This is a genomic window from Thiomicrorhabdus hydrogeniphila (assembly GCF_054656895.1).
In genome coordinates this window covers 186,793-211,842 of sequence record NZ_BAAHXL010000001.1, presented here as the reverse complement: position 1 = coordinate 211,842, position 25,050 = coordinate 186,793, and the positions used below count along the sequence as shown (strand labels likewise).

General features: G+C 39.6%; 18 protein-coding genes, 2 tRNA genes and 3 rRNA genes. 3 read left to right on the top strand and 20 right to left on the bottom strand.

Features of this window, described 5'->3' with window-relative positions; translation table 11 throughout:
* Positions 1-51: 51 nt before the first annotated feature.
* From ACYQ0E_RS00850 to mnmG, 4 genes are read right to left on the bottom strand one after another with little or no spacing between them, the layout of a single operon-like run.
* Positions 52-921: a ParB/RepB/Spo0J family partition protein gene (locus ACYQ0E_RS00850; protein ID WP_460186373.1), complete on the bottom strand. Its 870-nt coding sequence runs from the start codon at positions 919-921 to the stop codon at positions 52-54.
* Between the two features lie 18 nt (positions 922-939).
* Entirely contained in the window at positions 940-1,707 is a 768-nt protein-coding gene (locus ACYQ0E_RS00845; protein ID WP_460186372.1) for a ParA family protein, read from the bottom strand.
* A 28-nt stretch (positions 1,708-1,735) separates the two neighbouring features.
* Positions 1,736-2,389, bottom strand: coding sequence for a 16S rRNA (guanine(527)-N(7))-methyltransferase RsmG (gene rsmG / locus ACYQ0E_RS00840; protein WP_460186371.1), 654 nt, complete (start codon positions 2,387-2,389; stop codon positions 1,736-1,738).
* Positions 2,390-2,395: 6 nt separating this feature from the next.
* Positions 2,396-4,294, bottom strand: a complete 1,899-nt coding sequence (gene mnmG, locus ACYQ0E_RS00835) for a tRNA uridine-5-carboxymethylaminomethyl(34) synthesis enzyme MnmG (RefSeq protein WP_460186370.1) — start codon at positions 4,292-4,294, stop codon at positions 2,396-2,398.
* 384 nt (positions 4,295-4,678) lie between these two features.
* Here mnmG and ACYQ0E_RS00830 point away from each other — a divergent pair, with 384 nt between their 5' ends.
* Together ACYQ0E_RS00830 and ACYQ0E_RS00825 are read left to right on the top strand one after the other, a co-directional pair.
* Positions 4,679-6,781 (top strand): TonB-dependent receptor plug domain-containing protein, encoded by a 2,103-nt coding sequence (locus tag ACYQ0E_RS00830; protein ID WP_460186369.1) that lies wholly within the window; start codon positions 4,679-4,681, stop codon positions 6,779-6,781.
* A 38-nt stretch (positions 6,782-6,819) separates the two neighbouring features.
* The gene (locus ACYQ0E_RS00825) at positions 6,820-7,419 is read left to right on the top strand and encodes a hypothetical protein (protein ID WP_460186368.1); all 600 of its coding nucleotides are present in this window, start codon (positions 6,820-6,822) and stop codon (positions 7,417-7,419) included.
* A 60-nt stretch (positions 7,420-7,479) separates the two neighbouring features.
* Here ACYQ0E_RS00825 and ACYQ0E_RS00820 read toward each other — a convergent pair whose 3' ends face one another.
* From ACYQ0E_RS00820 to ACYQ0E_RS00770, 11 genes are all read right to left on the bottom strand, one after another.
* On the bottom strand, positions 7,480-7,785 hold the full coding sequence (locus ACYQ0E_RS00820) for a hypothetical protein (RefSeq protein WP_460186367.1): 306 nt from the start codon (positions 7,783-7,785) through the stop codon (positions 7,480-7,482).
* Between the two features lie 23 nt (positions 7,786-7,808).
* The gene (locus tag ACYQ0E_RS00815) at positions 7,809-8,132 is read right to left on the bottom strand and encodes a DUF4282 domain-containing protein (RefSeq protein WP_460186366.1); all 324 of its coding nucleotides are present in this window, start codon (positions 8,130-8,132) and stop codon (positions 7,809-7,811) included.
* Positions 8,129-8,293, bottom strand: coding sequence for a hypothetical protein (locus tag ACYQ0E_RS00810; RefSeq protein ID WP_460186365.1), 165 nt, complete (start codon positions 8,291-8,293; stop codon positions 8,129-8,131). The genes ACYQ0E_RS00815 and ACYQ0E_RS00810 overlap by 4 nt, the downstream gene beginning before the upstream one ends.
* Before the next feature lie 16 nt (positions 8,294-8,309).
* The gene (queF, locus tag ACYQ0E_RS00805; protein WP_460186364.1) at positions 8,310-9,146 is read right to left on the bottom strand and encodes an NADPH-dependent 7-cyano-7-deazaguanine reductase QueF; all 837 of its coding nucleotides are present in this window, start codon (positions 9,144-9,146) and stop codon (positions 8,310-8,312) included.
* A 4-nt stretch (positions 9,147-9,150) separates the two neighbouring features.
* Positions 9,151-9,552, bottom strand: a complete 402-nt coding sequence (locus ACYQ0E_RS00800; RefSeq protein ID WP_460186363.1) for a hypothetical protein — start codon at positions 9,550-9,552, stop codon at positions 9,151-9,153.
* A gap of 164 nt (positions 9,553-9,716) precedes the next feature.
* Positions 9,717-9,831, bottom strand: a 5S ribosomal RNA gene (rrf, locus tag ACYQ0E_RS00795).
* A 198-nt stretch (positions 9,832-10,029) separates the two neighbouring features.
* Positions 10,030-12,893 (bottom strand): 23S ribosomal RNA (locus ACYQ0E_RS00790).
* Positions 12,894-13,484: 591 nt separating this feature from the next.
* Positions 13,485-13,561 (bottom strand) — tRNA-Ile (locus ACYQ0E_RS00785).
* A 42-nt stretch (positions 13,562-13,603) separates the two neighbouring features.
* Positions 13,604-13,679 (bottom strand) — tRNA-Ala (locus ACYQ0E_RS00780).
* A gap of 69 nt (positions 13,680-13,748) precedes the next feature.
* Positions 13,749-15,294, bottom strand: a 16S ribosomal RNA gene (locus tag ACYQ0E_RS00775).
* The 16S, 23S and 5S rRNA genes sit together here with 2 tRNA genes alongside, the layout of an rRNA operon.
* Before the next feature lie 576 nt (positions 15,295-15,870).
* A complete protein-coding gene (locus ACYQ0E_RS00770) occupies positions 15,871-17,601 on the bottom strand; it encodes an ATP-binding protein (RefSeq protein ID WP_460186362.1) in 1,731 nt (576 codons plus the stop codon).
* A gap of 168 nt (positions 17,602-17,769) precedes the next feature.
* Here ACYQ0E_RS00770 and ACYQ0E_RS00765 point away from each other — a divergent pair, with 168 nt between their 5' ends.
* On the top strand, positions 17,770-18,915 hold the full coding sequence (locus tag ACYQ0E_RS00765; RefSeq protein WP_460186361.1) for a histone deacetylase family protein: 1,146 nt from the start codon (positions 17,770-17,772) through the stop codon (positions 18,913-18,915).
* 88 nt (positions 18,916-19,003) lie between these two features.
* On the opposite strand, the gene ACYQ0E_RS00760 is transcribed toward ACYQ0E_RS00765, so the two are convergent.
* From ACYQ0E_RS00760 to ACYQ0E_RS00740, 5 genes are all read right to left on the bottom strand, one after another.
* Positions 19,004-19,318 (bottom strand): hypothetical protein, encoded by a 315-nt coding sequence (locus tag ACYQ0E_RS00760; protein ID WP_460186360.1) that lies wholly within the window; start codon positions 19,316-19,318, stop codon positions 19,004-19,006.
* A 219-nt stretch (positions 19,319-19,537) separates the two neighbouring features.
* Positions 19,538-20,131, bottom strand: a complete 594-nt coding sequence (locus tag ACYQ0E_RS00755; RefSeq protein WP_460186359.1) for a YigZ family protein — start codon at positions 20,129-20,131, stop codon at positions 19,538-19,540.
* A complete protein-coding gene (locus tag ACYQ0E_RS00750; RefSeq protein WP_460186358.1) occupies positions 20,131-23,196 on the bottom strand; it encodes an efflux RND transporter permease subunit in 3,066 nt (1,021 codons plus the stop codon). The genes ACYQ0E_RS00755 and ACYQ0E_RS00750 overlap by 1 nt, the downstream gene beginning before the upstream one ends.
* The gene (locus ACYQ0E_RS00745) at positions 23,193-24,293 is read right to left on the bottom strand and encodes an efflux RND transporter periplasmic adaptor subunit (RefSeq protein ID WP_460186357.1); all 1,101 of its coding nucleotides are present in this window, start codon (positions 24,291-24,293) and stop codon (positions 23,193-23,195) included. Before ACYQ0E_RS00745 ends, ACYQ0E_RS00750 begins: the two co-directional genes overlap by 4 nt.
* A 159-nt stretch (positions 24,294-24,452) precedes the next feature.
* On the bottom strand, positions 24,453-25,040 hold the full coding sequence (locus ACYQ0E_RS00740; RefSeq protein WP_460186356.1) for a histidine phosphatase family protein: 588 nt from the start codon (positions 25,038-25,040) through the stop codon (positions 24,453-24,455).
* Positions 25,041-25,050: the final 10 nt, after the last annotated feature.

Below are 25,050 nucleotides of genomic sequence, written 5' to 3'. Positions count from 1 at the left end.
ATTGCTAGCTTGGGTAATAAATTTTATTAATATCAATATTTTTTAAAAAAATTAAAATAATTTCATTAATCTATTCAGTTCTTCCAAATCACTGTAGCTTATTTCAATTTTCCCACGGCCATTTTCTTTGTGGTTAATTTTGACATTTGCACCCAACTTATCAGCCAATACATTTTGAGATTGCATAACCTGTTCTATATTAGGAATAGCGCGTTTTTTAGCTTCTGTAATCAGTTTTTTAGGGACTAATATTTGTTGAGCCGCCTCTTCCATTTCTCTTACAGACCAACCTTTTTCAATTGCTTTGTCAGCGAGAGCTTGTTGAGCATCTTCAGGCAGACTAATAATAGCGCGGGCATGACCCATGCTAATTAATCCTTGATGTAAGGCGGTTTGGATATTTTCTGGCAGTTTAAGTAAACGCAATAAGTTTGATACTGCAGCACGTGATCGTCCAACGGCATCGGCGACAGTTTGCTGTGTTAAATCAAATTCTTTTAGTAATCGTTTTAACCCAATAGCGGTTTCTATAGGGTTAAGATCTTCACGCTGAATATTTTCAATAAGTGCCATGGCTAACGTGGCTTGGCTATCCGCTTGGCGAATAACAACTGGCACCTTGTCTAGCCCTGCAAGTTTTGATGCTCTCCAACGTCTTTCACCCGCTATAATTTCATATTTATCTGTACCAATTGGACGTACAATTATTGGCTGAACAACACCTTGAACTTTAATAGAGTCGGCTAATTCTTTAAGAGCGGTTTCTGAAAATTGTTGTCTTGGTTGATATTGACCTGGTTGAAGCTGATCAACAGGTAATTTCTCAATACGTAAATCAGCACTACTGTTTTCTGATTTTTGTTTTGCGCCAAGCATCGCATGTATGCCGCGATTTCCCATTCCTGAACGTTTTTTTACCACGAAACTCTACCTTTATAGTTATAACTGGGTTTTACGAATTAATTCATTGGCAAGTGCTAGGTATGCAATTGCACCATTTGACGTTGCGTCATAGTCAAGTATTGATTCCCCGTAACTTGGGGCTTCTGCTAGCCGAACATTACGTGGAATAATGGTTTGCAAAACCTTCATTCCAAAGTGTGTCACCAATTCATTGGACACATCATTAGCAAGGTTGTTACGACGGTCATGCATGGTTCTAAGCAGGCCATCAATATGCAGTGTTCCATTTAACTGACTTTGCACCGTATCAATCGTATCCATCAATGCAGACAAGCCTTCCAATGCAAAAAATTCACATTGAACAGGTACAACAATGCCGTCGGATGCGGTAAGGGCATTTAAAGTCAACATATTAAGCGTTGGTGGGCAATCAATAATAATTACATCGTAATTATCACGCACTTTTTTAAAGGCTTTACGCATTCTTTTAGGCCCCATATCTTCTTCAAGAAGCGTGACTTCGGCCGCCGTTAAATCTCCGTTAGCGGGCATTAGGTCAATATTGGCTTGTTCAACATGAACAATAGCCGCTTTTGCTTTTAACTCACCCACCAAAACTTCAAAGATTGAAGCGTTAAGTTGTTCTTTATCAACGCCAATAGCAACGGTAGCATTTCCTTGCGGGTCTAAATCTACTAATAATACATTCTTACCCAAACGCCCCAATGCGGCTGCCAAGTTCACACTGGTTGTGGTTTTACCTACGCCGCCTTTTTGGTTTGCTACTGCAATAACTCTTCCCACGCTGTTTGCCTCTAAGTGGATTTTTTGATTAAGATTGGTATTCTGACTGTTTTATAGCTTTAACTAAAGTGCGCTCTGCATTTAAGTTAGGTACATGTAATTCATTTATTTTTTCTATTTTTACCAGGCCTGGTAATTTCTCTTCTAATTTTGATAAATCTTCAAATTCTTTTTGGCCTTTCATAGCCAACCAAGCACCATTAACAGGAATTAAATGATGCGTCCAAAATAACATATCTTCCATGGAGGCAAAGGCTCTTGAAATGACGCTATCGTATAAAAATTCTGGTTTATATTCTTCTACTCGGCTATGAATCACCTGGGTATTAACCAAAGCTAACTCGGCTTTAGCTTGAATTAAAAAACGCGTTTTTTTGCTGTTGCTGTCTAATAAATCTATTTGCTTATCTGGATAACAAATGGCCAAAGGAATCCCTGGCAATCCTCCTCCTGTACCCACGTCAATAATTCGTTGGCCTTGAATATAAGGCACGACAGCTAAACTGTCTAATAAATGCTTAACCAGCATTTCTTCTGGATCTCGTATAGCCGTTAAGTTGTAAACCTTATTCCACTTTTGTAGTAAGGTCAAATACGACATTAATTTACCAATTTGATCATCTGTTAAATTAAGTTCTAATGTCGTCACGCCTGAAACCAAAAGGCTTTTAAGGTGGTCCATACTCTATTAGGCCTGCTTTTTCTGTGAACGAAATTTTTTAATTTCAATGAGTAAAATTGAAACGGCGGCAGGGGTAATACCTTGAATGCGCCCCGCCATACCTAAATTATCAGGCTTATGATCGCGCAATTTCTGTTTCACTTCATTTGATAAACCTGAAATTTTATCTAAATCTAAATCATCTGGAATTTTAACCGACTCAGATCTTTTCATCTTATCAATCTGTTGTGTTTGGCGCTCAATATAGCCTGAATATTTTGCTTCTATCTCAATTTGATCTATCACGCCCTCATTTTCAACACCATCACCAAATACATCTAACGTTGCTAAGGCGTTATACGCCACATTGGGGCGTTTAAGTAAATCAAACAGAGTTTGTTCTTTACTTAGAGGTAAATCCATTAATTCTTCTGCTTTTTTAGCTTCCGAATGTGATGGATAAATCCAAGTGTCTTTGAGTCGTTGAACTTCTTTCTCTAAGCTTTCTAATTTGTTTTCATAAGCACACCAACGATTGTCGTCAACCAAGCCCATTTCTCGTGCTACTGGTGTTAAACGTTGATCTGCATTATCTTCACGCAACATAAGACGGTATTCAGCTCTTGAGGTAAACATACGGTAGGGTTCATTGGTACCCATCGTAATTAAGTCATCGACCAATACACCCAAATAGGCTTCATCTCTACGTGGGTACCAGGCCTCTTTATTTTGAGCTCGACGTGCCGCATTAATACCTGCCAATAAACCTTGGGCAGCCGCTTCTTCATAACCGGTTGTGCCATTAATTTGCCCTGCAAAATACAAACCATTAATGGCTTGTGTTTCAAGAGTTGGTTTTAAACCGCGAGGGTCAAAAAAGTCATACTCAATCGCGTAACCTGGGCGCATGATTTTGGCGTTCTCTAAACCTGCCATTGAGTGCACAATTTGTAATTGCGTTTCAAACGGTAAACTGGTTGATATACCGTTTGGATAAAGTTCATTAGTGGTTAAACCTTCTGGCTCAATAAACACTTGATGCTTGTCTTTATCTGCAAAACGCATCACCTTATCTTCAATAGATGGGCAATATCTTGGACCAACACTGTCAATTTCACCCTGATCAGAATACATGGGTGATTTATCAAGTGAAGCCATAATGGTATCGTGCGTTTTAGTATTGGTGTACGTGATATAGCAAGGCATTTGCTGTGGGTGCATAGACGCTTTGCCCATGTATGAGAAAACTGGAACAGGATCATCACCAGGTTGAATCTGCATGGCTTCAAAGTTAACGGTTCTGGCATCAATTCTGGGTGGCGTACCCGTTTTTAAACGGCCAACGGGTAAATTGAGCTCACGGAGTTTTTCAGCCAAACGATTAGCGGGTTCATCCCCCGCTCTGCCACCTTGATAGTTTTGTAACCCAATATGAATACGGCCTGCTAAAAATGTTCCAGCCGTTAAAACGACTTGGCTGGCGTAAAACGCTAATCCAATTTTAGTCATAACGCCACGAATTGAATCGCCATCTAAAATCATATCTTCAACAGGTTGTTGAAAAATCGTTAAGTTCTCTTGATTCTCTAAACGCATACGAATCGCTTGACGATACAATACGCGGTCGGCTTGAGCGCGCGTTGCTCTTACAGCAGGACCTTTTGAGGCGTTTAAAATACGAAACTGAATCCCAGCTTCGTCAATGGCCATTGCCATAGCACCGCCCATGGCATCAATCTCTTTAACCAAATGGCCTTTGCCAATACCACCAATGGCTGGATTGCATGACATTTGCCCTAAGGTATCAATGTTATGAGTCAATAAAAGGGTATTTAACCCCATTCGAGCTGATGCTAAAGCGGCTTCGGTACCCGCATGTCCACCACCAACAACAATTACATCATATGTAGAATATGCAGAACTCATAACGCACCTTTAAAGCACTGATACAGCTTTGAGAGACCTTTGCACGAGTTATAAGCAAAGGCAAAACATCTCCATAAATAAAACCGTATAACAGTATTGATATTTTAACCACTTAAATAGCCAGATATTTTAGCATACGAATCAACATTTTGCGTATCTTCAAATGCCTCTAAAAAACAAAGTTTGTAGCAAATTCTTATTTACCAGGCCTGGTAATTTGGTTATTGATTTAATTTCCATGTCATTTGTTGGCACAATGTGCTTAAATTTAATCATTGTACGAAGTTAAACGTAGCTGTTGGGGCATATATTGCTTATAGATATTTAATCGGAATATCGGTATTAGTCTTAAAAACGAACTTTCGTTTTTCTTTAGGGGGCTTTATGGTTTCAACAATAAAAAAATTGAGTACTGTTTGTGCATTGCTTATCTGCACACAAACAGTGAACGCCGCTGTTTCGACAAAAATGAAAAACATTGATATCTATTCCGATGCGGCAAAGTTTCAAAATACTGACATACTGCCTCCGTTACAAAAATCTCACCCAGACATCACATTACAAATACAAGAAATTAACCAAGTTGCAGGAACCCAAGGTGACCCCTTAAAAACACTCAGCACTCTACCTGGTGTGGTTAACGCCTATTCAAGTTCAGGTGCTGGGTTAAATAATGGGTTTTATGTACGAGGTAGCGACAGTAACGATAATGCTTTATGGGTAGACGGGGTTCCCATAGGTTATGCGTTTCATCTAGGAGGTTTATATTCTGTTATCAATCCAGATATATTAGCCGAACTTGATACTTACCAAGGTGGTTTTGGCGTTGAATTTGGTGATAAATTAGGCGGAGCCATTAATATTACCACCAGAACACCTAACCTTGATAAAACCGAGCAAAGCTTACAGTTAGGGTTTTATGATAGCTCTTACCGAATAGAAGGACCGTTAACAACCAATACGAGCGCTTACTTTGCCATTAGACGAAGTTACTTTGATCTTTTGTTACCACCAACAGGAACGTTAGGTAATAGTGATATTCACTATACTCAATTTCCTCAATTTTGGGATATACAAGCCAAACTGCATCATAGGCTAAAAAATGGATTTATCGATTTTAGTGTTATAAGCTCACAAGACCAACTTACTCTAAATATAGACAATGATGGCGACATTATTAAAGATCCCGCCATTGCTGGTAACCTAGGAGGAGATTACGGTTTTTCAACCTACTCGCTTAACTGGCAGCAATATTTAAATCAAGATTGGCAACAACAAATACGTTTTGGTTTACTTAGTAACCAATCTCATCGTTATATTGGTACACAATTAAGCAGTGACCCTAGCCCTAATAAGCCCTTTAGTAAAAACATTGATGGTCAAAACTGGTTTTTACTTCCACAGTGGAACTACCTAGCAGGCAATCATTTTGTTGTTAAGATGGGAATAGACGCTTATTCATACGCTTATAAGTTTAATGGTTACTGGTATCAAGAGTGCCAAGAAGGTTCCGTAGATTGCAATCTGACTCGTTTAAATAAAGCGTCACTCAATGAAACCATTAATGGTTCAGAAATATCACCCTACATTGAATATAAAAGGGACATAACCGACAAACTAAGATTAACACTTGGTCTCCGTAACAGTCATGTTTCAATTGAACATCATCAACTCAATGCTCTATCTCCAAGGTTAGCTTTAGATTATAAGTTGTCTAATAGGCTGTTATTTAACCTGAAGTGGGGAAAGTTTGTGCAAAAGCCAGACTTTAATCAGCTCACTACCGCTTTGGGCAATCCAAACTTATCTTTCAGACAAGCAGAGCACCGTATTTTAGGCCTAAAATACAAATTATCACCAAAATGGACTGTGCAAGCTGAAGTGTATCAAAAACCGATGATAGACTTAATTTCAACCAGCCTTATTGATCACTATACCAATCAAGCAAAAGGTGAAGCGAAAGGGTTTGATGTGCTTGCAAAACGTGAATATAAAAACGGAGCTTTTGGCTGGATTAGTTACGCTTACTCAGACTCAAGGCGTACCGATTTGCCTGGTGAGTCATCTCGCCCTTTTGATGGTGACCAAACACATACCTTAAGTGCAGTATGGAACCAACCTATGACAGGCAGTTGGAATAAGTGGCGTTGGGGTACAAAAGTAAATGCCAGTACAGGTCAACCTTATACCAAAGTGATTGCCAAACACATAGAAACCTTACCTGATGGCGTAACAACTTACTGGGTACCCAATTATGAATCTACAAATAATTCAAGACTCCCCTTTTATTTTAGGCTTGATGTGTCTATGGAACGAAACTGGAGATACCAAGATTTAAACTTAACAACACGTTTTGAGCTTATCAATATTAATGCTTTAGTCAGACAGAATGTCTTAGGTTACTTGTATAATTCAGACTATACAGAAGTAGAAAAAGTGTATGGACTACCTTTTTTACCCTCATTTAGTATTCGCGGCACATTTTAGTTAAAAGTATTTTACCAGGCCTGGTAAAAGGAGATTATATGAAGTTTCAATATGCACTCTATGCAATTATTGTGGGTATATTTTTATCATTAACGGCTTGTTTTAGTTTAACAATGAAAGAATATGACGATTTAAATACTAACCAACGTTTTATTTTAAATAAACCATTAACGATTGCCGCGGATTCTGCTCGCTCTTATATACAAAATGGCCAACGACTAGGCAGCGGTGGATTTAACCATAGAGAACAACATTGTCGTTTAGAAGTAAAAAACTTAAGTGACAAGCAACAAATTATTCATCCTGAAAGTTTTAAGATTAGCTCTATTGAAATTGACGAGGAGATGATTGCTCAAAATAAAAGCAAACAAATCCAGTTAGCCATGAATGATTATGCGCAAGTACAGTCTGACATGCCATTAATTACGCCAATAAACCTTGCCGATAGCACTACTGAACGACAAGAAACTATGGATTTAGTACATTTAAATCTTACGTCTAGCACTCAACCTAATGTAATGCGTCTTACTTGTTCGGGTTCATTGAGTAATGGAGATCTTCAAGATGCTCCAGAAAGCTATCGTCCCGATTTAAAACAAATAAATCATATATTGGGTGATGTTGGCCATATTGAATAACTGAAAGTTTTAGATTTACCAGGCCTGGTAAATTTACGTGAATATAAAAACGGCTATGGTTTACTGTGGCCGTTTACCATTTGGATTCGGACGCATAGTAAGTAACTCTTCAACTTCATGTTGAGAATACCCTCTACTAAAAGCAAATTGAGCAAGTTGATTAGCTCTTTCTTGTAGTTCCTGTGGATGAGTGCCATTTTCAATGGCTTCTTCTAACCATTCTGATAATAGATCAATAGTACCCGCCTCTTCTTCATTATCATCCGGCCCTTGCTTTATTAAGCGCGCGAGATTTAAATCAAAAGAGTTTAATAACTGCTGAGCTTTTAATGTATTTTTGATATCAATAACATCGTGATTAGACAAAGTAGATTCCTTTAAGATTCACGTTAATGCAAAACTAACGCATCTCTCATTTGCATAAATGCGATTAAAAACTCAAATAACAAACGCCAAAATAGTTCGGCAAAAATAAATGACACTAAAAATAAAACAAACCATTTTATTTTAGTAGAGGTGCTTACTACATTAGAGACTACATGCGTGCCTGCATCAATAACAGATTGCATACCTTCAACTTTTTGTACTAAAAGCTTTTTAAGCCAAAGCATAAACCAGTAAATGCCCAAAGGTAAAACAATAGCCCCTAAATAATAAAATACAATTAAAACTTCAATACTAATGAGAATATTAAATTTAAAAAAATCCATCATTTGAATTTACCAGGCTTGGTTTGTTTTTTTAATTTATATTTAGGGTTGTTGTCATAAATATCATCCCAACCTTCATCTTCAACACCAATATGCCTTTCGGGTTTAATTATTGAAGAATCTATAACCCATTCATAACCAAACAAGCCAACGATTTTATTCATAATTTTTAATAACATCTTATTGGCGTAGTGTTCTAGATATATCAAACTCTTCTTCAAAATTAGAGCGATAAGGGTTTATATCCAAACCACCGCGCCTAACATACCGAGCATATACCGTTAGTTTGTCTGGTGCGCAAATATTCATAATATCAGTATAAATGCGCTCAACACACTGTTCATGGAACTCATTATGCTCTCTAAAAGAGATTAAATATCTTAATAGTGATTCATGATCAATCGCCAAACCTTCATAGCGTATAACAACTGATCCCCAATCTGGCTGGCCAGTCACGAGACAATTTGATTTTAATAAATGGCTATTCAGTGTTTCAGAAATATTCTGAGGGTCGTCAGCCAGTTTTAGCAATGTATTATTAATTGTATACTCAGTTATCTCAATATCAATAGAATCTAAGTTTGTACCAGGCAGTTGAGCAAGTAAAGATTCATCAAAATCTAAGGTTCTTAAATCTACAGAAACCTCATCACCACAAGCAGAAGAAAGATCAGTAACCCATAAATCTACAACCTCTTCAGGTGTGTTAAAACGTGTACCATTAAAAGAATTAAGATAAAGCTTAAAGGATTTAGATTCTATTAAAAATTCACTCTCTGCAGGAATTGCAAACTCAGCAATGGCAACGATGGGTTTACCTTTAGCATTGAGCCAAGACACCTCATATGCCGTCCAAATATCTAAACCAACAAAAGGTAAGTTGCCTTTATTAATATTTAGTTCATCTCGTTTTTCTTGACGAGGAATTGGAAATAATAAATTAGGATTATATACACCACAGTAAGGCGATTCCTTACCTAATAAACTGTTATCAGCGGTGCCGTTTGTAAATTTCATAAATCTATCCCGCCACATCAAAATTACGTAAAGCTGTACGGTATGAATTAAATGGATTCAATAAAGAGTCCGCGACAATAATAGCAAATCCTATCCAATGAAAAAAAGTGGGTTCCTTACCTTCAACAAACCACAAGTACGTCAATAAACCCGTCGCTAAAATTAAAGTCAATACAGCCCAAAACTGATCAAGTAAAAAAGCTAAAGCACTCACGTCACCAGACTTAAACATCTCAATAAACAAAACAATCACTGCTATGGTAATAAAAACATAGCCAACAGTACCTTGTAAACTAAGTTGTAAGTATTCAGCAACAATTAAAAAACCAATGATAAAAAGCATCCAAGGAACTTTATTTATCACCGTCATAACATTACTTGATTTAACCGTCACTTCAGAACCCATACCAACTCCTATAAAATTTTAATATTGTACTCAATAAGTAAACAAACTACGAATTACGCATCTTCAAACACCTAAAATATAAAAGATATCATAATCCCTTATGAAGAATTAAAGGCAAAAAAAAACCCGCTATATCTAGGATATAACGGGTTTTTAGAATATAAGCTTGGCAATGACCTACTCTCACATGGGACCTCCCACACTACCATCGGCGCTAAGACGTTTCACTTCTGAGTTCGGAAAGGGATCAGGTGGTTCCATCTTGCTATTGTCACCAAGCAATTTGGTGTTACGGGCTGATTGGTATCAACCTCGTAAAATTCTTTGGAATAGATCGTCTATTCATAAACCTGATTTCTCAGCCTTACTTTAATTTGGTTTCATATATATTCTTGAATACTCAAGGTATACCATAACTACTTTAAACTCTTAGTTACGTTCTCTTCTTCACTTTTACAAAAGTTACTTTTGAGTTGTATAGTTAAGCCTCACGGGTAATTAGTACAAGTTAGCTTCATACATTACTGCACTTCCACACCTTGCCTATCAACGTCATAGTCTTTAACGGCCCTTCAGAAGACTTATAGTCTAGGGAAATCTAATCTTGGGACAGGTTTCCCGCTTAGATGCTTTCAGCGGTTATCCTTTCCGAACGTAGCTACCGGGCAATGCTATTGGCATAACAACCCGAACACCAGCGGTTCGTCCACTCCGGTCCTCTCGTACTAGGAGCAGCCTCCCTCAAATTTCCAACGCCCACGGCAGATAGGGACCGAACTGTCTCACGACGTTCTAAACCCAGCTCGCGTACCACTTTAAATGGCGAACAGCCATACCCTTGGGACCGACTTCAGCCCCAGGATGTGATGAGCCGACATCGAGGTGCCAAACACCGCCGTCGATATGAACTCTTGGGCGGTATCAGCCTGTTATCCCCGGAGTACCTTTTATCCGTTGAGCGATGGCCCTTCCACACAGAACCACCGGATCACTAGAACCTGCTTTCGCACCTGCTCGACGTGTCAGTCTCGCAGTCAAGCACCCTTTTACTCTTGCGCTCATTGCACGATGTCCGACCGTGCTGAGGGTACCTTCGCGCTCCTCCGTTACTCTTTAGGAGGAGACCGCCCCAGTCAAACTACCCACCATACACTGTCCCTGACCAGGATTCACTGGCCTAGGTTAGAACCTCAATAATATCAGGGTGGTATTTCAAGATTGGCTCCACTCTAACTGGCGTTAAAGTTTCAAAGCCTCCCACCTATCCTACACAGATAGTATCAAAGTCCAGTGCAAAGCTGTAGTAAAGGTTCACGGGGTCTTTCCGTCTAGCCGCGGGTACGCAGCATCTTAACTGCGATTTCAATTTCGCTGAGTCTCGGGTGGAGACAGTGTGGCCATCATTACGCCATTCGTGCAGGTCGGAACTTACCCGACAAGGAATTTCGCTACCTTAGGACCGTTATAGTTACGGCCGCCGTTTACCGGGGCTTCGATCAAGAGCTTCGCATAAGCTAACCCCATCAATTAACCTTCCGGCACCGGGCAGGCGTCACACCGTATACGTCATCTTTCGATTTTGCACAGTGCTATGTTTTTAGTAAACAGTTGCAGCCACCATTTTATTGCAACCCTCTAGAGCTTACGGAGCAAGTCCTTAACCTAAGAGGGCGTACCTTCTCCCGAAGTTACGGTACCATTTTGCCTAGTTCCTTCACCCGAGTTCTCTCAAGCGCCTTAGAATTCTCATCCTGACCACCTGTGTTGGTTTGGGGTACGATTCTTTATTACCTGAAGCTTAGAAGCTTTTCTTGGAAGCATGGCATCAATCACTTCGTCCAAAAGAGGACTCGTCATCACATCTCAGCATTAAAAGTCCGGATTTACCTAAACTCTCTGCCTACTTGCTTAAACTTGGACAACCATCGCCAAGCTGATCTAGCCTACTCCGTCCCTCCATCGCAGTAATAAAAAGTGCAGGAATATTAACCTGCTTCCCATCGACTACGCCTCTCGGCCTCGTCTTAGGGGTCGACTAACCCTACGTCGATTAACGTTGCGTAGGAAACCTTGGTCTTTCGGCGAGGGAGCTTTTCACTCCCTTTATCGCTACTCATGTCAGCATTCGCACTCGTGATACCTCCAGGACACTTTACAATGCCCCTTCGCAGGCTTACACGACGCTCCTCTACCATGCCTTACGGCATCCGCATCTTCGGTATATTACTTAGCCCCGTTAAATCTTCGGCGCAGGCCGACTCGATCAGTGAGCTATTACGCTTTCTTTAAAGGGTGGCTGCTTCTAAGCCAACCTCCTGACTGTCTGAGCCTTCCCACATCCTTTCCCACTTAGTAATATTTAGGGACCTTAGATGGCGGTCTGGGTTGTTTCCCTCTTGACTACGGACGTTAGCACCCGCAGTCTGTCTCCCATGATTGCACTTGTTGGTATTCGGAGTTTGCAATGGGCTGCTAATCCTTGACGGACCGCTAGACCATAACAGTGCTCTACCCCCAACAGTGATACATGAGGCACTACCTAAATAGTTTTCGAGGAGAACCAGCTATCTCCGGGCTTGATTAGCCTTTCACTCCGATCCACAGCTCATCCCCGCATTTTTCAACATACGTGGGTTCGGTCCTCCAGTACCTGTTACGGCACCTTCAACCTGGCCATGGATAGATCGCCCGGTTTCGGGTCTACACCATGCAACTATTCGCCCATTTAAGACTCGGTTTCCCTACGACTCCCCTATTCGGTTAATCTCGCTACATAATGTAAGTCGCTGACCCATTATACAAAAGGTACGCAGTCACAGAACAAGTCTGCTCCTACTGCTTGTACGTACACGGTTTCAGGTTCTATTTCACTCCCCTTCAGGGGTTCTTTTCGCCTTTCCCTCACGGTACTGGTTCACTATCGGTCAGAAGAGAGTATTTAGCCTTGGAGGGTGGTCCCCCCATGTTCAAACAGGATTTCTCGTGTCCCGTCCTACTCGATTTCACTGATAAAAGAATTTCGCATACAGGACTATCACCTTGTATCGTTGGACTTTCCAGACCATTCTACTATTCTTATACCAGCTTAAGGGCTGGTCCCCGTTCGCTCGCCGCTACTTAGGGAATCTCGGTTGATTTCTTTTCCTCCGGGTACTTAGATGTTTCAGTTCCCCGGGTTAGCCTCCTGCAAGCAGGATATCCATAAATGGATGGGTTTTCCCATTCGGAAATCCAGGGATCAAAGTATGTTTACTGACTCCCCCTGGCTTATCGCAAGTTACTACGTCCTTCATCGCCTTCTTCTGCCTAGGCATCCACCGTGTACGCTTAGTCACTTAACTATACAACTCAAAAATAACCTTATGCCTTTTGTTCACTCCACATGCTCTGGTAGCTATACGATTTATTGAACATGCTTCTGTGTATAAGGTCTGATGAGTGTACGTAACTAAAAGTTTTAAAACGAACGACATGACTCGTTCGTTTTCGCTGTCATGATATACGCTTGAGTATTCTCAATTATATATTTTACCTATACTTGATAATTTCTAAGCCTAAGCTTAAAAACTATCCAGTTTTGCGTGGTAAGCACCTGGAAGGGATACTTACCACACTCACCTCTCAAATTGTCGGCTGAGAGGTGAGCTTCTCATTGATTGAGTTTTTAGACCAACTACAATGCTTATTGATTACTCAATAAGTAGAGCTTGTATTTAAAACCTCAATCGAGAGATCTATTCCAAATTGTTAAAGAACTTTCAGTGTTTTCCACTGTAAATAAATTCTAAAGTTTTTACTTTAAAACGTATTGAGAGTGAAACGCATGTTTGTTTTTTTTGCACTTTCTATTTTTGATTGAGGTTGGATGTTTTTAGTTGCGAAGTTTGCGATGAGCAAATGAGCAAGTAAAAAGATTCAAGATCAACAAAAATTGGTGGGTCTGGGTGGATTTGAACCACCGACCTCACCCTTATCAGGGGTGCGCTCTAACCAACTGAGCTACAGACCCAAATCTAATATCTAATCAGATAAAATCTAATTAAGTAGAATTTGGTGGAGCTATGCGGGATCGAACCGCAGACCTCCTGCGTGCAAGGCAGGCGCTCTCCCAGCTGAGCTATAGCCCCAGTTAATTTCATGTAATTCAGAGACAATTTATGTGAAAACTCACTTAAGCTCGTAACCATCTTTATCTTAAAGGAGGTGATCCAGCCCCAGCTTCCGCTAGGGCTACCTTGTTACGACTTCACCCCAGTCATGAACCACAAAGTGGTAAGCGCCCTCCCGAAGGTTAAGCTACCTACTTCTTTTGCAATCCACTCCCATGGTGTGACGGGCGGTGTGTACAAGGCCCGGGAACGTATTCACCGCGACATTCTGATTCGCGATTACTAGCGATTCCGACTTCATGGAGTCGAGTTGCAGACTCCAATCCGGACTACGAAGGGTTTTTTGAGATTCGCGCACTGTTGCCAGTTGGCTGCTCTTTGTACCCCCCATTGTAGCACGTGTGTAGCCCATCCCATAAGGGCCATGATGACTTGACGTCGTCCCCGCCTTCCTCCGGTTTATCACCGGCAGTCTCATTAGAGTTCTCAACTAAATGGTAGCAACTAATGATAAGGGTTGCGCTCGTTGCGGGACTTAACCCAACATCTCACGACACGAGCTGACGACAGCCATGCAGCACCTGTATCCAAGCTCCCGAAGGCACGAAACTATCTCTAGTAACTTCTTGGTATGTCAAGGGATGGTAAGGTTCTTCGCGTTGCATCGAATTAAACCACATGCTCCACCGCTTGTGCGGGCCCCCGTCAATTCCTTTGAGTTTTAATCTTGCGACCGTACTCCCCAGGCGGTCAACTTATCGCGTTAGCTTCGTTACTAATCTTTTTAATAAGACCAACAACTAGTTGACATCGTTTACGGCGTGGACTACCGGGGTATCTAATCCCGTTCGCTACCCACGCTTTCGCACCTCAGCGTCAGTTTTAAGCCAGGAAGTCGCCTTCGCCACTGATGTTCCTCCAGATATCTACGCATTTCACTGCTACACCTGGAATTCCACTTCCCTCTCTTAAACTCTAGACTACCAGTATCAGATGCAGTTCCCAGGTTGAGCCCAGGGCTTTCACAACTGACTTAATAATCCGCCTACGCGCGCTTTACGCCCAGTAATTCCGAATAACGCTTGCACCCTCTGTATTACCGCGGCTGCTGGCACAGAGTTAGCCGGTGCTTCTTCTAAAGTTAACGTCAAACAATATAGGTATTAACTATACTATCTTCCTCACAATTGAAAGTGCTTTACAACCCTCGGGCCTTCTTCACACACGCGGTATGGCTGCATCAAGCTTTCGCTCATTGTGCAATATTCCCCACTGCTGCCTCCCGTAGGAGTCTGGGCCGTGTCTCAGTCCCAGTGTGGCTGATCATCCTCTCAAACCAGCTAGAGATCGTTGCCTTGGTAAGCCATTACCTTACCAACTAGCTAATCTCACGCGGGCTCATCCTATAGCGATACCTTCCAAGGAGAGGGCACCTTTACTCCGTAGAGCATATTCGGTATTAGCATACGTTTCCATATGTTGTCCCCAACTATAGGGTAGATTCCCACGCGTTACTCACCCGTCCGCCACTCGACGCCTAGAAAAACAAGTTTCTCTATCGTTTCCGTCCGACTTGCATGTGTTAAGCCTACCGCCAGCGTTCATTCTGAGCCAGGATCAAACTCTTCAGTTTAATCTTGCTGATATATTTTAATTCCATCTCTGGAAATAAACACTCGGAATTGACAAAGTGAACATGATAAATAAATAATAAATTATTTATTACCAAATACATAATTTGTCAAAAATCGAGATTTTTTATTTGGTTACTCACTCAAGGAGTTTCCACATAAATTATCTCTGAATTACCTGATTTTTAAAGAACTTAGGTCTCTTCGAGAAGACTAAACAAGGCGACTCAGTCGCTTGCTTTTCCTTCTCGGTAAGCCGCCCATTATAAGTTGTTTTCTAATTCGTTGTCAACAATTTATTTTAAATTATTTTCAACTCGTTTTCTTCTCAACTTAAATAACGTTGTGCTTAACACGCCGTTATTTGGCGGTGTTCTCAACCACTTCTTTCTTCCTACTAAGTAGGTCGTTTTCTGTGTCTGCGTTGGAACAGGTGCGTATTCTAGTCATTTCCACAAACAACGCAACCCTTTTATTCACTTTTTTATACTTTTTTTACGTTTTTATTAAAATATCCTTTTAACCCCATCTTACCCACTACTTATCCACAGAGTTATTCACATTATTAATCTATTTTGTTATTTATTGTGGCTTTTATTATTTAGATAGGTATCTAAAGTGGCATATAGAAGTGGCACATTAATGGGCTTTGATAAAAATTCGTCTATACCTGCCTTGATAAAACGTTCCTTATCTGCAGCAAACGTATTTGCTGTTAATGCAACAATGGGCGTTTTTGTGCTTTTAAGACTGGTTTCATTCTCTCTTATTTTTATTGTTGCTTCAATTCCACTCAGGTTAGGCATGTTTTCATCCATAAGAATGAGATCGTATTTGTTAGGTAGGTATAGCTCGACCGCTTCTTGCCCATCATTTGCTAGCTCAATAGACAGTCCTATTCTTTCAAGAAGCTTAATAATGAGTAATTGATTTGTTTTATTATCTTCAACAATCAGTACGTGACCTTGTAAGCCTTTTTGATCTTTTTCTACCGGTACTTTTTTATTTTCAATTTTAGAGATTTGGGCAGGGATGATTATTGTAAAGTTACTTCCCTTACCTACTTCACTGTTTACATTTATTACCCCACCCAATGTTTTGGTTAACCCTGTACATATTGATAAGCCCAGTCCTGTACCACCATACTCTCTGGTCGTTGACGAATCTGCTTGAATAAAGGGTTCAAATATTTTATTTATTTTATCCTTCTCTATTCCAATACCTTGATCTTTTACTGAAAGCGTTAATTGTTCAGAGGCTAAGTCATAACTTAATGTAATAAATATATCTTTATGGTTTCCAGAGAATTTAATGGCATTTGATATTAAATTATTAACAATCTGAGTAATTCGGGTAGGGTCACTTAATACTTTATGTGGGATTTCTCCATCAGTGTTAAAAATCAGTTTAATAGATTTGTTTTTTGCTGGCACTTTAAACAAATTAATGGATTGATTAATTCGCTCTACCGGATCAAAGGCTATCTTTTCTATATGAAGTTGATTACTTTCAATTTTACTAAAATCTAAAATATCATCGATTATTTGCAATAGATCATTTCCCGAATTAGATATGGTATGCAAATGTTGAATTTTTTCTTTGTCGGTCTCATTGCTTAATAGGATTTGAATAAATCCGATAATTGCGTTCATTGGAGTACGAATCTCATGGGACATATTCGCCATGAACTCACCCTTTAACTTATTGAGTTCTTTTAAATCTGAAATGAGATTAGTATTTTTATAGTTGAGTTCTAAGTTATTCATTACCGATTTTCTAACGTCATAGCTAGACTGAACGGTAAAAAAGGTGAAAACAATAATAATAAATGCTTCTGAATAATGGCCAATGCTTATAAATGAATAAATAACAGGCAAAGCAAGAAGTGCCGTAAAGGTATACAAGTAAAGTGAAATTGTAGCTAAAGAAAAGATAGTTGCTGCCAGGATACCAATGGTAAAAATAATGGTAAACATCATGACAACATCACTGGATTCGGTAAGAACATATAGAGGCCCTAGCGCCCCCCATCCTAATGCAGAAATAGCGATAAAGAATAGGTATCGATATTTATCCCTAAGCATTTGTTCATCACAGGCCTTATTTCTCTTTAAAAAAAAATTTGCCACAAGCTGCCGAACGAATTGTTGAACCAACATAAAACCAGCCCAATAAAGAATGGAAACAGACTCAATTTCAAGATATATAACAATCGCAACTAGAGATATTGCGACAATATTACCGATTGTAATGGTTTTTGTTTTTTCTAAAGCTTGCCTGAAACTTTGGTATTCAACTTCGTTAACCACCGTTAACTACTCCAAATAAAATTTATCCAATCAGAATAACAAATTACAACTATTTACGTAAAAAATTTAATTTAGCAATGCATAAATAAACATTTCTAGTTTGAATCATTCTCAATAGAACGATACCCTACCTATGACCAACTAAATTAAATAGGGTAGGTAATAAACATGTCTCAGCAATCTCGTAGAGAATTTATTCTAAAGGCCTCATCACTATTGGCAGCAAGTTCCGTATCAGGTTCCCTGTTAGCTAATGACCATACTCCTACTGATTCTAAAAAAGTTGGAGTGGTACTTGATCAACTTTTCTTTAAGCATAATAGAGTTGACCATCCTGAAAATGCTAAACGGCTTATTGCTATAGACAATGCGTTAACTGAAGCCAACCTATGGAAACAACTTACCCCTGTAAAAGGACGTTTTGCGGTTAATGAAGAATTACTACTCGCTCATTCCCAAGGCTATATTGATGAGATAGAAATTTTAAGTGATGATGAAGAATCTTTTTTTGATGAATACAAACAAGATACCTACATTAATAAATACACCTTTGATGCCGCTAAAATGGCCGCTGGTAGTAATATCAATTTAAATTTAGCGGTATACGATAGAGAAGTTGATACCGGCTTTGCACTCTTAAGACCTCCAGGACACCATGCTCTTGAGAATAGAGCCATGGGGTTTTGTATATTTAATAGTGACGTTATTGCCGCTAGAGCATTACAGAATGAACGTGGTGTGAAAAAAATAGCGATTATTGACTTTGACGTACATCACGGTAACGGCACACAAGATCTTACGGCCAACGATCCTTCTATAATGGCCATTTCTATTCATCAGCATCCTTACTGGCCATTAACAGGTGCATTAGAATTTACAGGCAATGATGATGCAAAAGGCACAATAGTAAACTGCCCATTTAATACTGGAGCGGGTGACAATGCTTATTTAGGTGTCTATGATCAAGTTATTCACCCAAAACTGGTTGAGTTTCAACCTGAACACATTATTGTGTTTGCTGGCTACGATGCGCACTGGCAAGACCCTTTAGCACGCCATGAAGTGACTGTAAAAGGGTTTAACCAATTAGTGGATAAATGTATTAATTCTGCCAACCAACTTTGCAATGGCAGAGTAAGTTTTACTTTAGGCGGTGGTTACAAACTAAAACCACTTGCCGAAAGTGTTGTTGGAACCTTTCACACTCTTTTAAATAATCCTGAAAAAAACTTAGATAAGCTTGGTGCGGGTCCTATTGCTCAAAACGACTATCTTGACCAAATTGAAATTATTAAAAAACACCATTTAGGATAAGAGTAAATCAAGCCAAAGAGCAGTAGAGTTACAGATGTTCTTAATAAGAATAACTAAACATACACAAATGGCTTGATAACCTATAACACTATTGATCGTTTTGCATTTTTCCCATGCCAGGACGATCTTGTTGATGCATATAACCACGTTTAGCAGGTGGCTGATCTGGTAAAACAATACCTTTTTGTTTAGCACGTAACTGCATTTTTTGGTGATGCACTTGACGCAACTGTTGTTTTTCTTCAGGCGTTTTAGCGGCTCGCATCTGAGCTTGGTGTTCTTGTCTTTCTTGCTGAGTCATTAGCTGGCTACCATAAATAGGATCAACTTCATTTGCCATAACCGGCAGAGATAATGTTAACAATCCAGCAACAAATACACCTTTAATCATCTGTCTATACATAACACACTCCTTTGCTATAAAAATTTAAGAGAACACTTGTCTCACTTTTATTATATACCTAAAGAAATTTACGTAAAAAATGAATAAATTTGATTAAAGATAACGTCTTTACAAAAGAGTAGATGTTTAAAATTAAAGGTAAATAAAACAATGAGTAAATTACCAGGCCTGGTAATTTGTGAATTCAATTAGGCAATGAGTGAATTAATGATGATTAAATCAATGTTTAAACTGGCATTGATGAGCTTCAAGCTGCTGAATAACCGATTTTGACTCTATTGTAGGCACAACAAGTTGCATTTGTACTTGTTGTGAGTAGTCTATTTGTTCAATATGTCCTTGCGCTAAACTGACCCAATGTCGAACTGATTGTTCCAAGGCAAAATCACAAGTGACGGTAATTGTATCCATCTCAATTTGTTGCTCAGTGGGTAATATTTCCATTACCGCTTGAGCAGCTTGACCGTAAGCACGCGTTAAGCCACCGGCGCCCAGTTTTATGCCGCCAAAATACCGCACGACAATGATCATAACGTCGCCAATGCCTTTGTGGTTAAGCACGTTTAATATTGGTTTGCCTGCTGTACCTGATGGTTCACCATCATCACCCATCCCTGCATTCGCGGCGCAAGATGGGTTTCCAATTAAATAGGCCCAGCAATGATGCCTTGCATCTGGGTACTGGGCTTTAATTTCTTCAAGCCAAGCCATACCCTCTGCTCGGGTTTGAATGCCTTTCGCATAGGCAATAAAACGGCTCTTTTTTATTTCAATTTCTGCAACCGTTTGTTCGGTAGGTATAGGATAAGACACTAATTTACCTTAATTCTATTCCACACTGAATATAACGCGGGCAAAAAGAGAATAGTTAATAAAGTACCTACGCCAATTCCACCAATCAGTACATACGCCATTGGCCCCCAAAAGGTTGAATGGGTTAATGGAATAAAGGCAAGCATAGCGGCAATAGCCGTTAATAATACTGGGCGCGCTCTGCGTACGGTTGCATCTATAACAGCTTCAGACTGTGAATAGCCTTGTTCTAGATGATCATTGATTTGCCCTGTTAAGATTAATGTATTACGCATTAAGATACCTGCCAAACCAAGTAATCCTAAGTTGGCTACAAAGCCAAATGGTTGGTTAAACAACACCAAAGCTAGCACAGCACCAATCAAACCCAGTGGTGCAGTAATCAACACCATAAACATAGTGCTAAACGATTTAACCAATAACATAATTAATAATGTCATAGCCAATATCATGAGTGGCACTAATACTTTAATGGAATCTTGTGCTTTGGCAGACTCTTCTACTGAGCCACCTACATCAATACGATAACCTAATGGCAATTTATCAATAATAGGCTGCATCTGTTTTTCAATAATTCCAGAAGCAACAGGAGGTTGAATACCAGGGATTAGCTCACTATTTACAGATAGATATAATTCTCTATTTCTACGTTCTAAAAGAGGGTCTTCATATTTAACGTTAATATTGCCTAATTGTTCAATTGGCAAGGTTGTGCCATTTGCTGTCTTGATCATTAAGCTACCCAATTCAGATACTTCTATGCGGTCTGTTTTATTGGCACGAATCATAACGTTAACGGTTCTAATATTTTCGCCCACTTGAGCCGCAGTGACACCTTGTAATTGTGCCTGTAGTTGCTGAGCAACCTCTTGGCTAGTTAAACCTAATTGAGCTAAACGCGCTTTGTTCATATCAAGATGCAACGTTGGTACACGCGCACCCCATTCTAAATGGGGGTCAACCGCAAAGCTTTGTTTAGCAATAAGTACTCTAAGTTCTTCAGCGACGGTTCGTAATTCTTTAGGGTCAGGACCAACGACTCTAAAACTTACAGGCCAGGTAACAGGCGGTCCAAATAATAATGGATGAACACGAACTCTGGCTTCTGGAAACTTACCTTCGTTAACCAGCTTACGCAATTTGGCTTGTAGCGCTTCACGCTCGTCTTTACCTTGTGTCACTACCACTATTTTGGCAAAAGAAGGATTAGTCAGTTCAGGGTTAAGTGCTAAAAAGAAGCGTGGTGCACCACGACCCACATAAGAAGACAGTGACTTAACTTCATCATACTGGTTAATTACGGCTTCTACTTTTTTGGTCACTTCATTGGTAACATTAATTCCTGTACCTTCTGGTAAAGAGATATCTACCATCAATTCAGGTCTGTCAGAACTTGGAAAGAACTGTTTAACCACCAATTTATTCATACCAACCACGGCCAGTACAAAAATAACGACGGTTAAGAGCACAACAATAAATTTTCTGCGAACACAAAAAGTAATTAAGTTGCGTAATGCTCGGTAAAAACGGGTGTCGTATGGATCTTGTTTATTAGGGTTGTGTTTCAGCTTTTCTGGTAAAAGCTTAACCCCTAAATATGGCGTAAAGTAAACCGCCACTATCCACGAGGCAATAAGTGATATACCTAATACCCAAAAGATATTACCGGCATATTCACCCACTCGCGAATTGGCCAAACCAATGGGTAAAAACCCTGCCACGGTAACCAAAGTACCAACCAGCATTGGCGCAGCTGTTACACTCCAAGAATAGGCTGCTGCTTTAGCCTTATCCATGCCTTCTTCCATTTTTACCAGCATCATTTCAATGGCAATAATGGCATCATCCACCAATAAACCTAAAGACAAAATTAACGCGCCCAAGGTAATTCGGTCAAAATTAAGACCATCAATAAACATAAACAAAAATGTCATGGCTAAAGTCAGAGGTACTGCCAACGCCACAATAAGTCCAGCTCTAAGTCCAAGGGCTATTAAACTGACAATTAATACCACAAATAAGGCGGTAACAAACTTTACTTGAAATGTACTTACCGCCGCGTTAATGGCATTTGCCTGATTCGTCAGTTTATCTACTTTAATACCAAGAGGTAACTGTTTGTTGTATTGTTCTTCAAATGATTTTAGGTTTTTCTCTAGTTCTAAACCATCTGTACCAGATGCCATAACAACACCTAGCAAAATTGTATCTTGCCCTTTATCTCTTACCAAATAGGTTGGTGGGTTTTCATATCCACGAGAGACTTTTGCAATATCTTGAACAAATACTTGCTTGCCACCAATAATGAGGGGCAAATGTTTAATTTGTTCAACAGCGTCTTTTTGGGTATCGAGCCCTTGGCCCGTTCTTATATATAATCTTGGACCATTCGTTTCAATAAACCCTGAATCCGTAATGGATAATTGTCCATTAATTGCTTGAGTAAGTGACTGTAAGCTTAAACCGAGTTGTGCGGCACGTTCTTCGTCTATATCAATAAAGATTTTTTCATCACGTTCACCAATAAGATTAACTTTTTTAACGCCACTTACATGCCGAAGCGCTATTTGCATCTTATCCGCTTCACGCACTAATTTCTCTTGCGGCCAACCTTTAGCCGTAAAACTATATAACGTGAAATAAACATCATCAAAGTCATCATTAAAAAATGGCCCCTGTACACCAGAAGGCAAGCTCATTGCCTCATCACCCAAACGTTTACGAACTTGATAATACAGTTCGGTTGACATACCTGGAGGGGTTTTATCTGAAAAGCTAACCAACATATCAACACGGCCGGCGCGTGATTTGGTTTCTACTTTGTCAAAGTATTGAACTTGCTCTAGTTGTTTTTCAAGCGGGTCGGCAACTTGATTTTGTATCTCTAAGGCACTTGCTCCAGGCCATACTGCAGAAACCACCATAGTGTTTACGCTAAACGTTGGATCTTCTGCGCGTCCCATGTGTAAAAAGGCATAAATTCCGGCAATCGCAATCATTAAAATAAAATATAAGGTTAGCGATCGTTCTTTAACAGCGTAGGCTGAAACATTAAAACGATTCATTCAGCTGACTCCCTAACCGCTTCACCATCATTTAGCAGATGCGCACCTAAACTCACTATGGTTTTAACACCACTAAAATCACCTTCAACCCAAGCCCAACGACTAGACAGGCTTTTAACTTTAACAGGTACACGTAAAACCTTACCGTCTTTTACCTGCCAAACAGATGCAAAATCAGCTTGTTCATATAATGCTGTATTAGGTATTTTGATTAATGAATGATTTGTAGCAAATATCAGCTTAGCTGTTTGCCCTAAACTTAACGAATTTAATACGTTTTGTTGCATTTCATCATTTGGTTTAAACGCATAACTCGCTTTCCAAGTACGGCTAACAGGGTCCGCTTCACCAGATATCTCACGTAATTCCATTGGATACGTTTTATCTGAACCAAACACTTGGGCTTGAGCTATTTTTGGTAGGCCTGGTAGGCGGTTTTCTGGAATGGCAACCGTTACTTCTCTAGAACCTTTTAGAGCCAAAACAGCTACGGTATAACCGGTTGCCACAACCTCATCTTCTTGAGCGTTAACACTTAAAATTTTACCCTGGCCTGGTGATTTTAACGTGGTGTATTGCAATTGATTAGCTGCTTGAGTTTTCGTAAGTTTTTGAGCTTTTAAGCGTTCAAGTAAAACGGTTAATTGAGTTTGTGCTTGGTCAATGGTTTGTTGAGAGATTAAATTACGTTCTAACATTTTTTTGTAGCGTTTTAATTCAAGCTGAGCATTTTCAATCTCAGATTCAGTTGAACGTACATTGGCCGCAGCGACATTCACGGCTAACTGATAATCTGTAGGGTCTAATGTAAAAAGGGTTTGTCCTTCTTTAACGTTATCGCCGGCATTAATTAAGCGTTTTTCTATTTTGCCATTTACTCTAAACGCTAAGTTAGATTGGTAACGAGCCGAAACCGTTCCAACCAATGACCAAGTAGGTTGAGCCGAAGCGGCATCAATCTTTATGGTTTTAACAACGGGCACAACCTTAGCAGGCTGTTCTGCATCATTATTACACCCTGTCAATAAACTACTTACAAACCCAGTTACTAAAAGCCCTAAAGCCAAATTACTAACCGTATTTTTTGTTACTGACATTGTGTTCTCCAACATGTAATAATTACTGCTATTTTAAGCTAGGCATAAGATAAATAATACCGTCATACCAAATTTTGAGGTGATCTATTCAAGTGAATAGTTGCTGTTACTTTTGGTCATCTTAAATAAAGCGACCAGGCCTGTAAATTTAAAAATTGATTAATCAAGCTTTGCTCTTGCAATAGTATCAAACAATCCATCGCCTAGGGGTTGTAATACAACCAACTCAGCAGGAGCTACACGAATAAGTGCAAGTTCTCCAACATTTGGTCTGTGTGTTACCAAAACAAGATTTCCCAGGCCTGTATAATTACCAATCATCTCTTTGATTTTAACCATATTTTCATTTGCTTTATCAGCGGTTAATGCTTTGGTTAAACGTAATAAAGGTTCAATTTTATAGTGGCCAAACGCAAGTTTTGCTGTTTCTTTCGTACGGCAGTGTGGGCTTGCAAGCACTTGTTCTATTTTTACATGGTGCTGGGTAAATTGTTCATTAACCGCTTTAGCTTGTTTACGTCCCAGTTCAGTTAAGTTTCTTTCTTCAAAACAAGAACTGTCTAAAATAAAAGAACTCCCCATTGAACGGTCAATGTCAGCATGGCGCATTAAAATCACTTTACCGCCCTCTTTTAGGGCTTGCCAAAATTTTGCGTTAGGGTCGGTAGAATCTTGTGCCTGTGCCGCTGAAACAATAAATAAACCAATAAAACCAACAATACTGTAAATTCGTTGATGTAAAGTCATGTTATACACT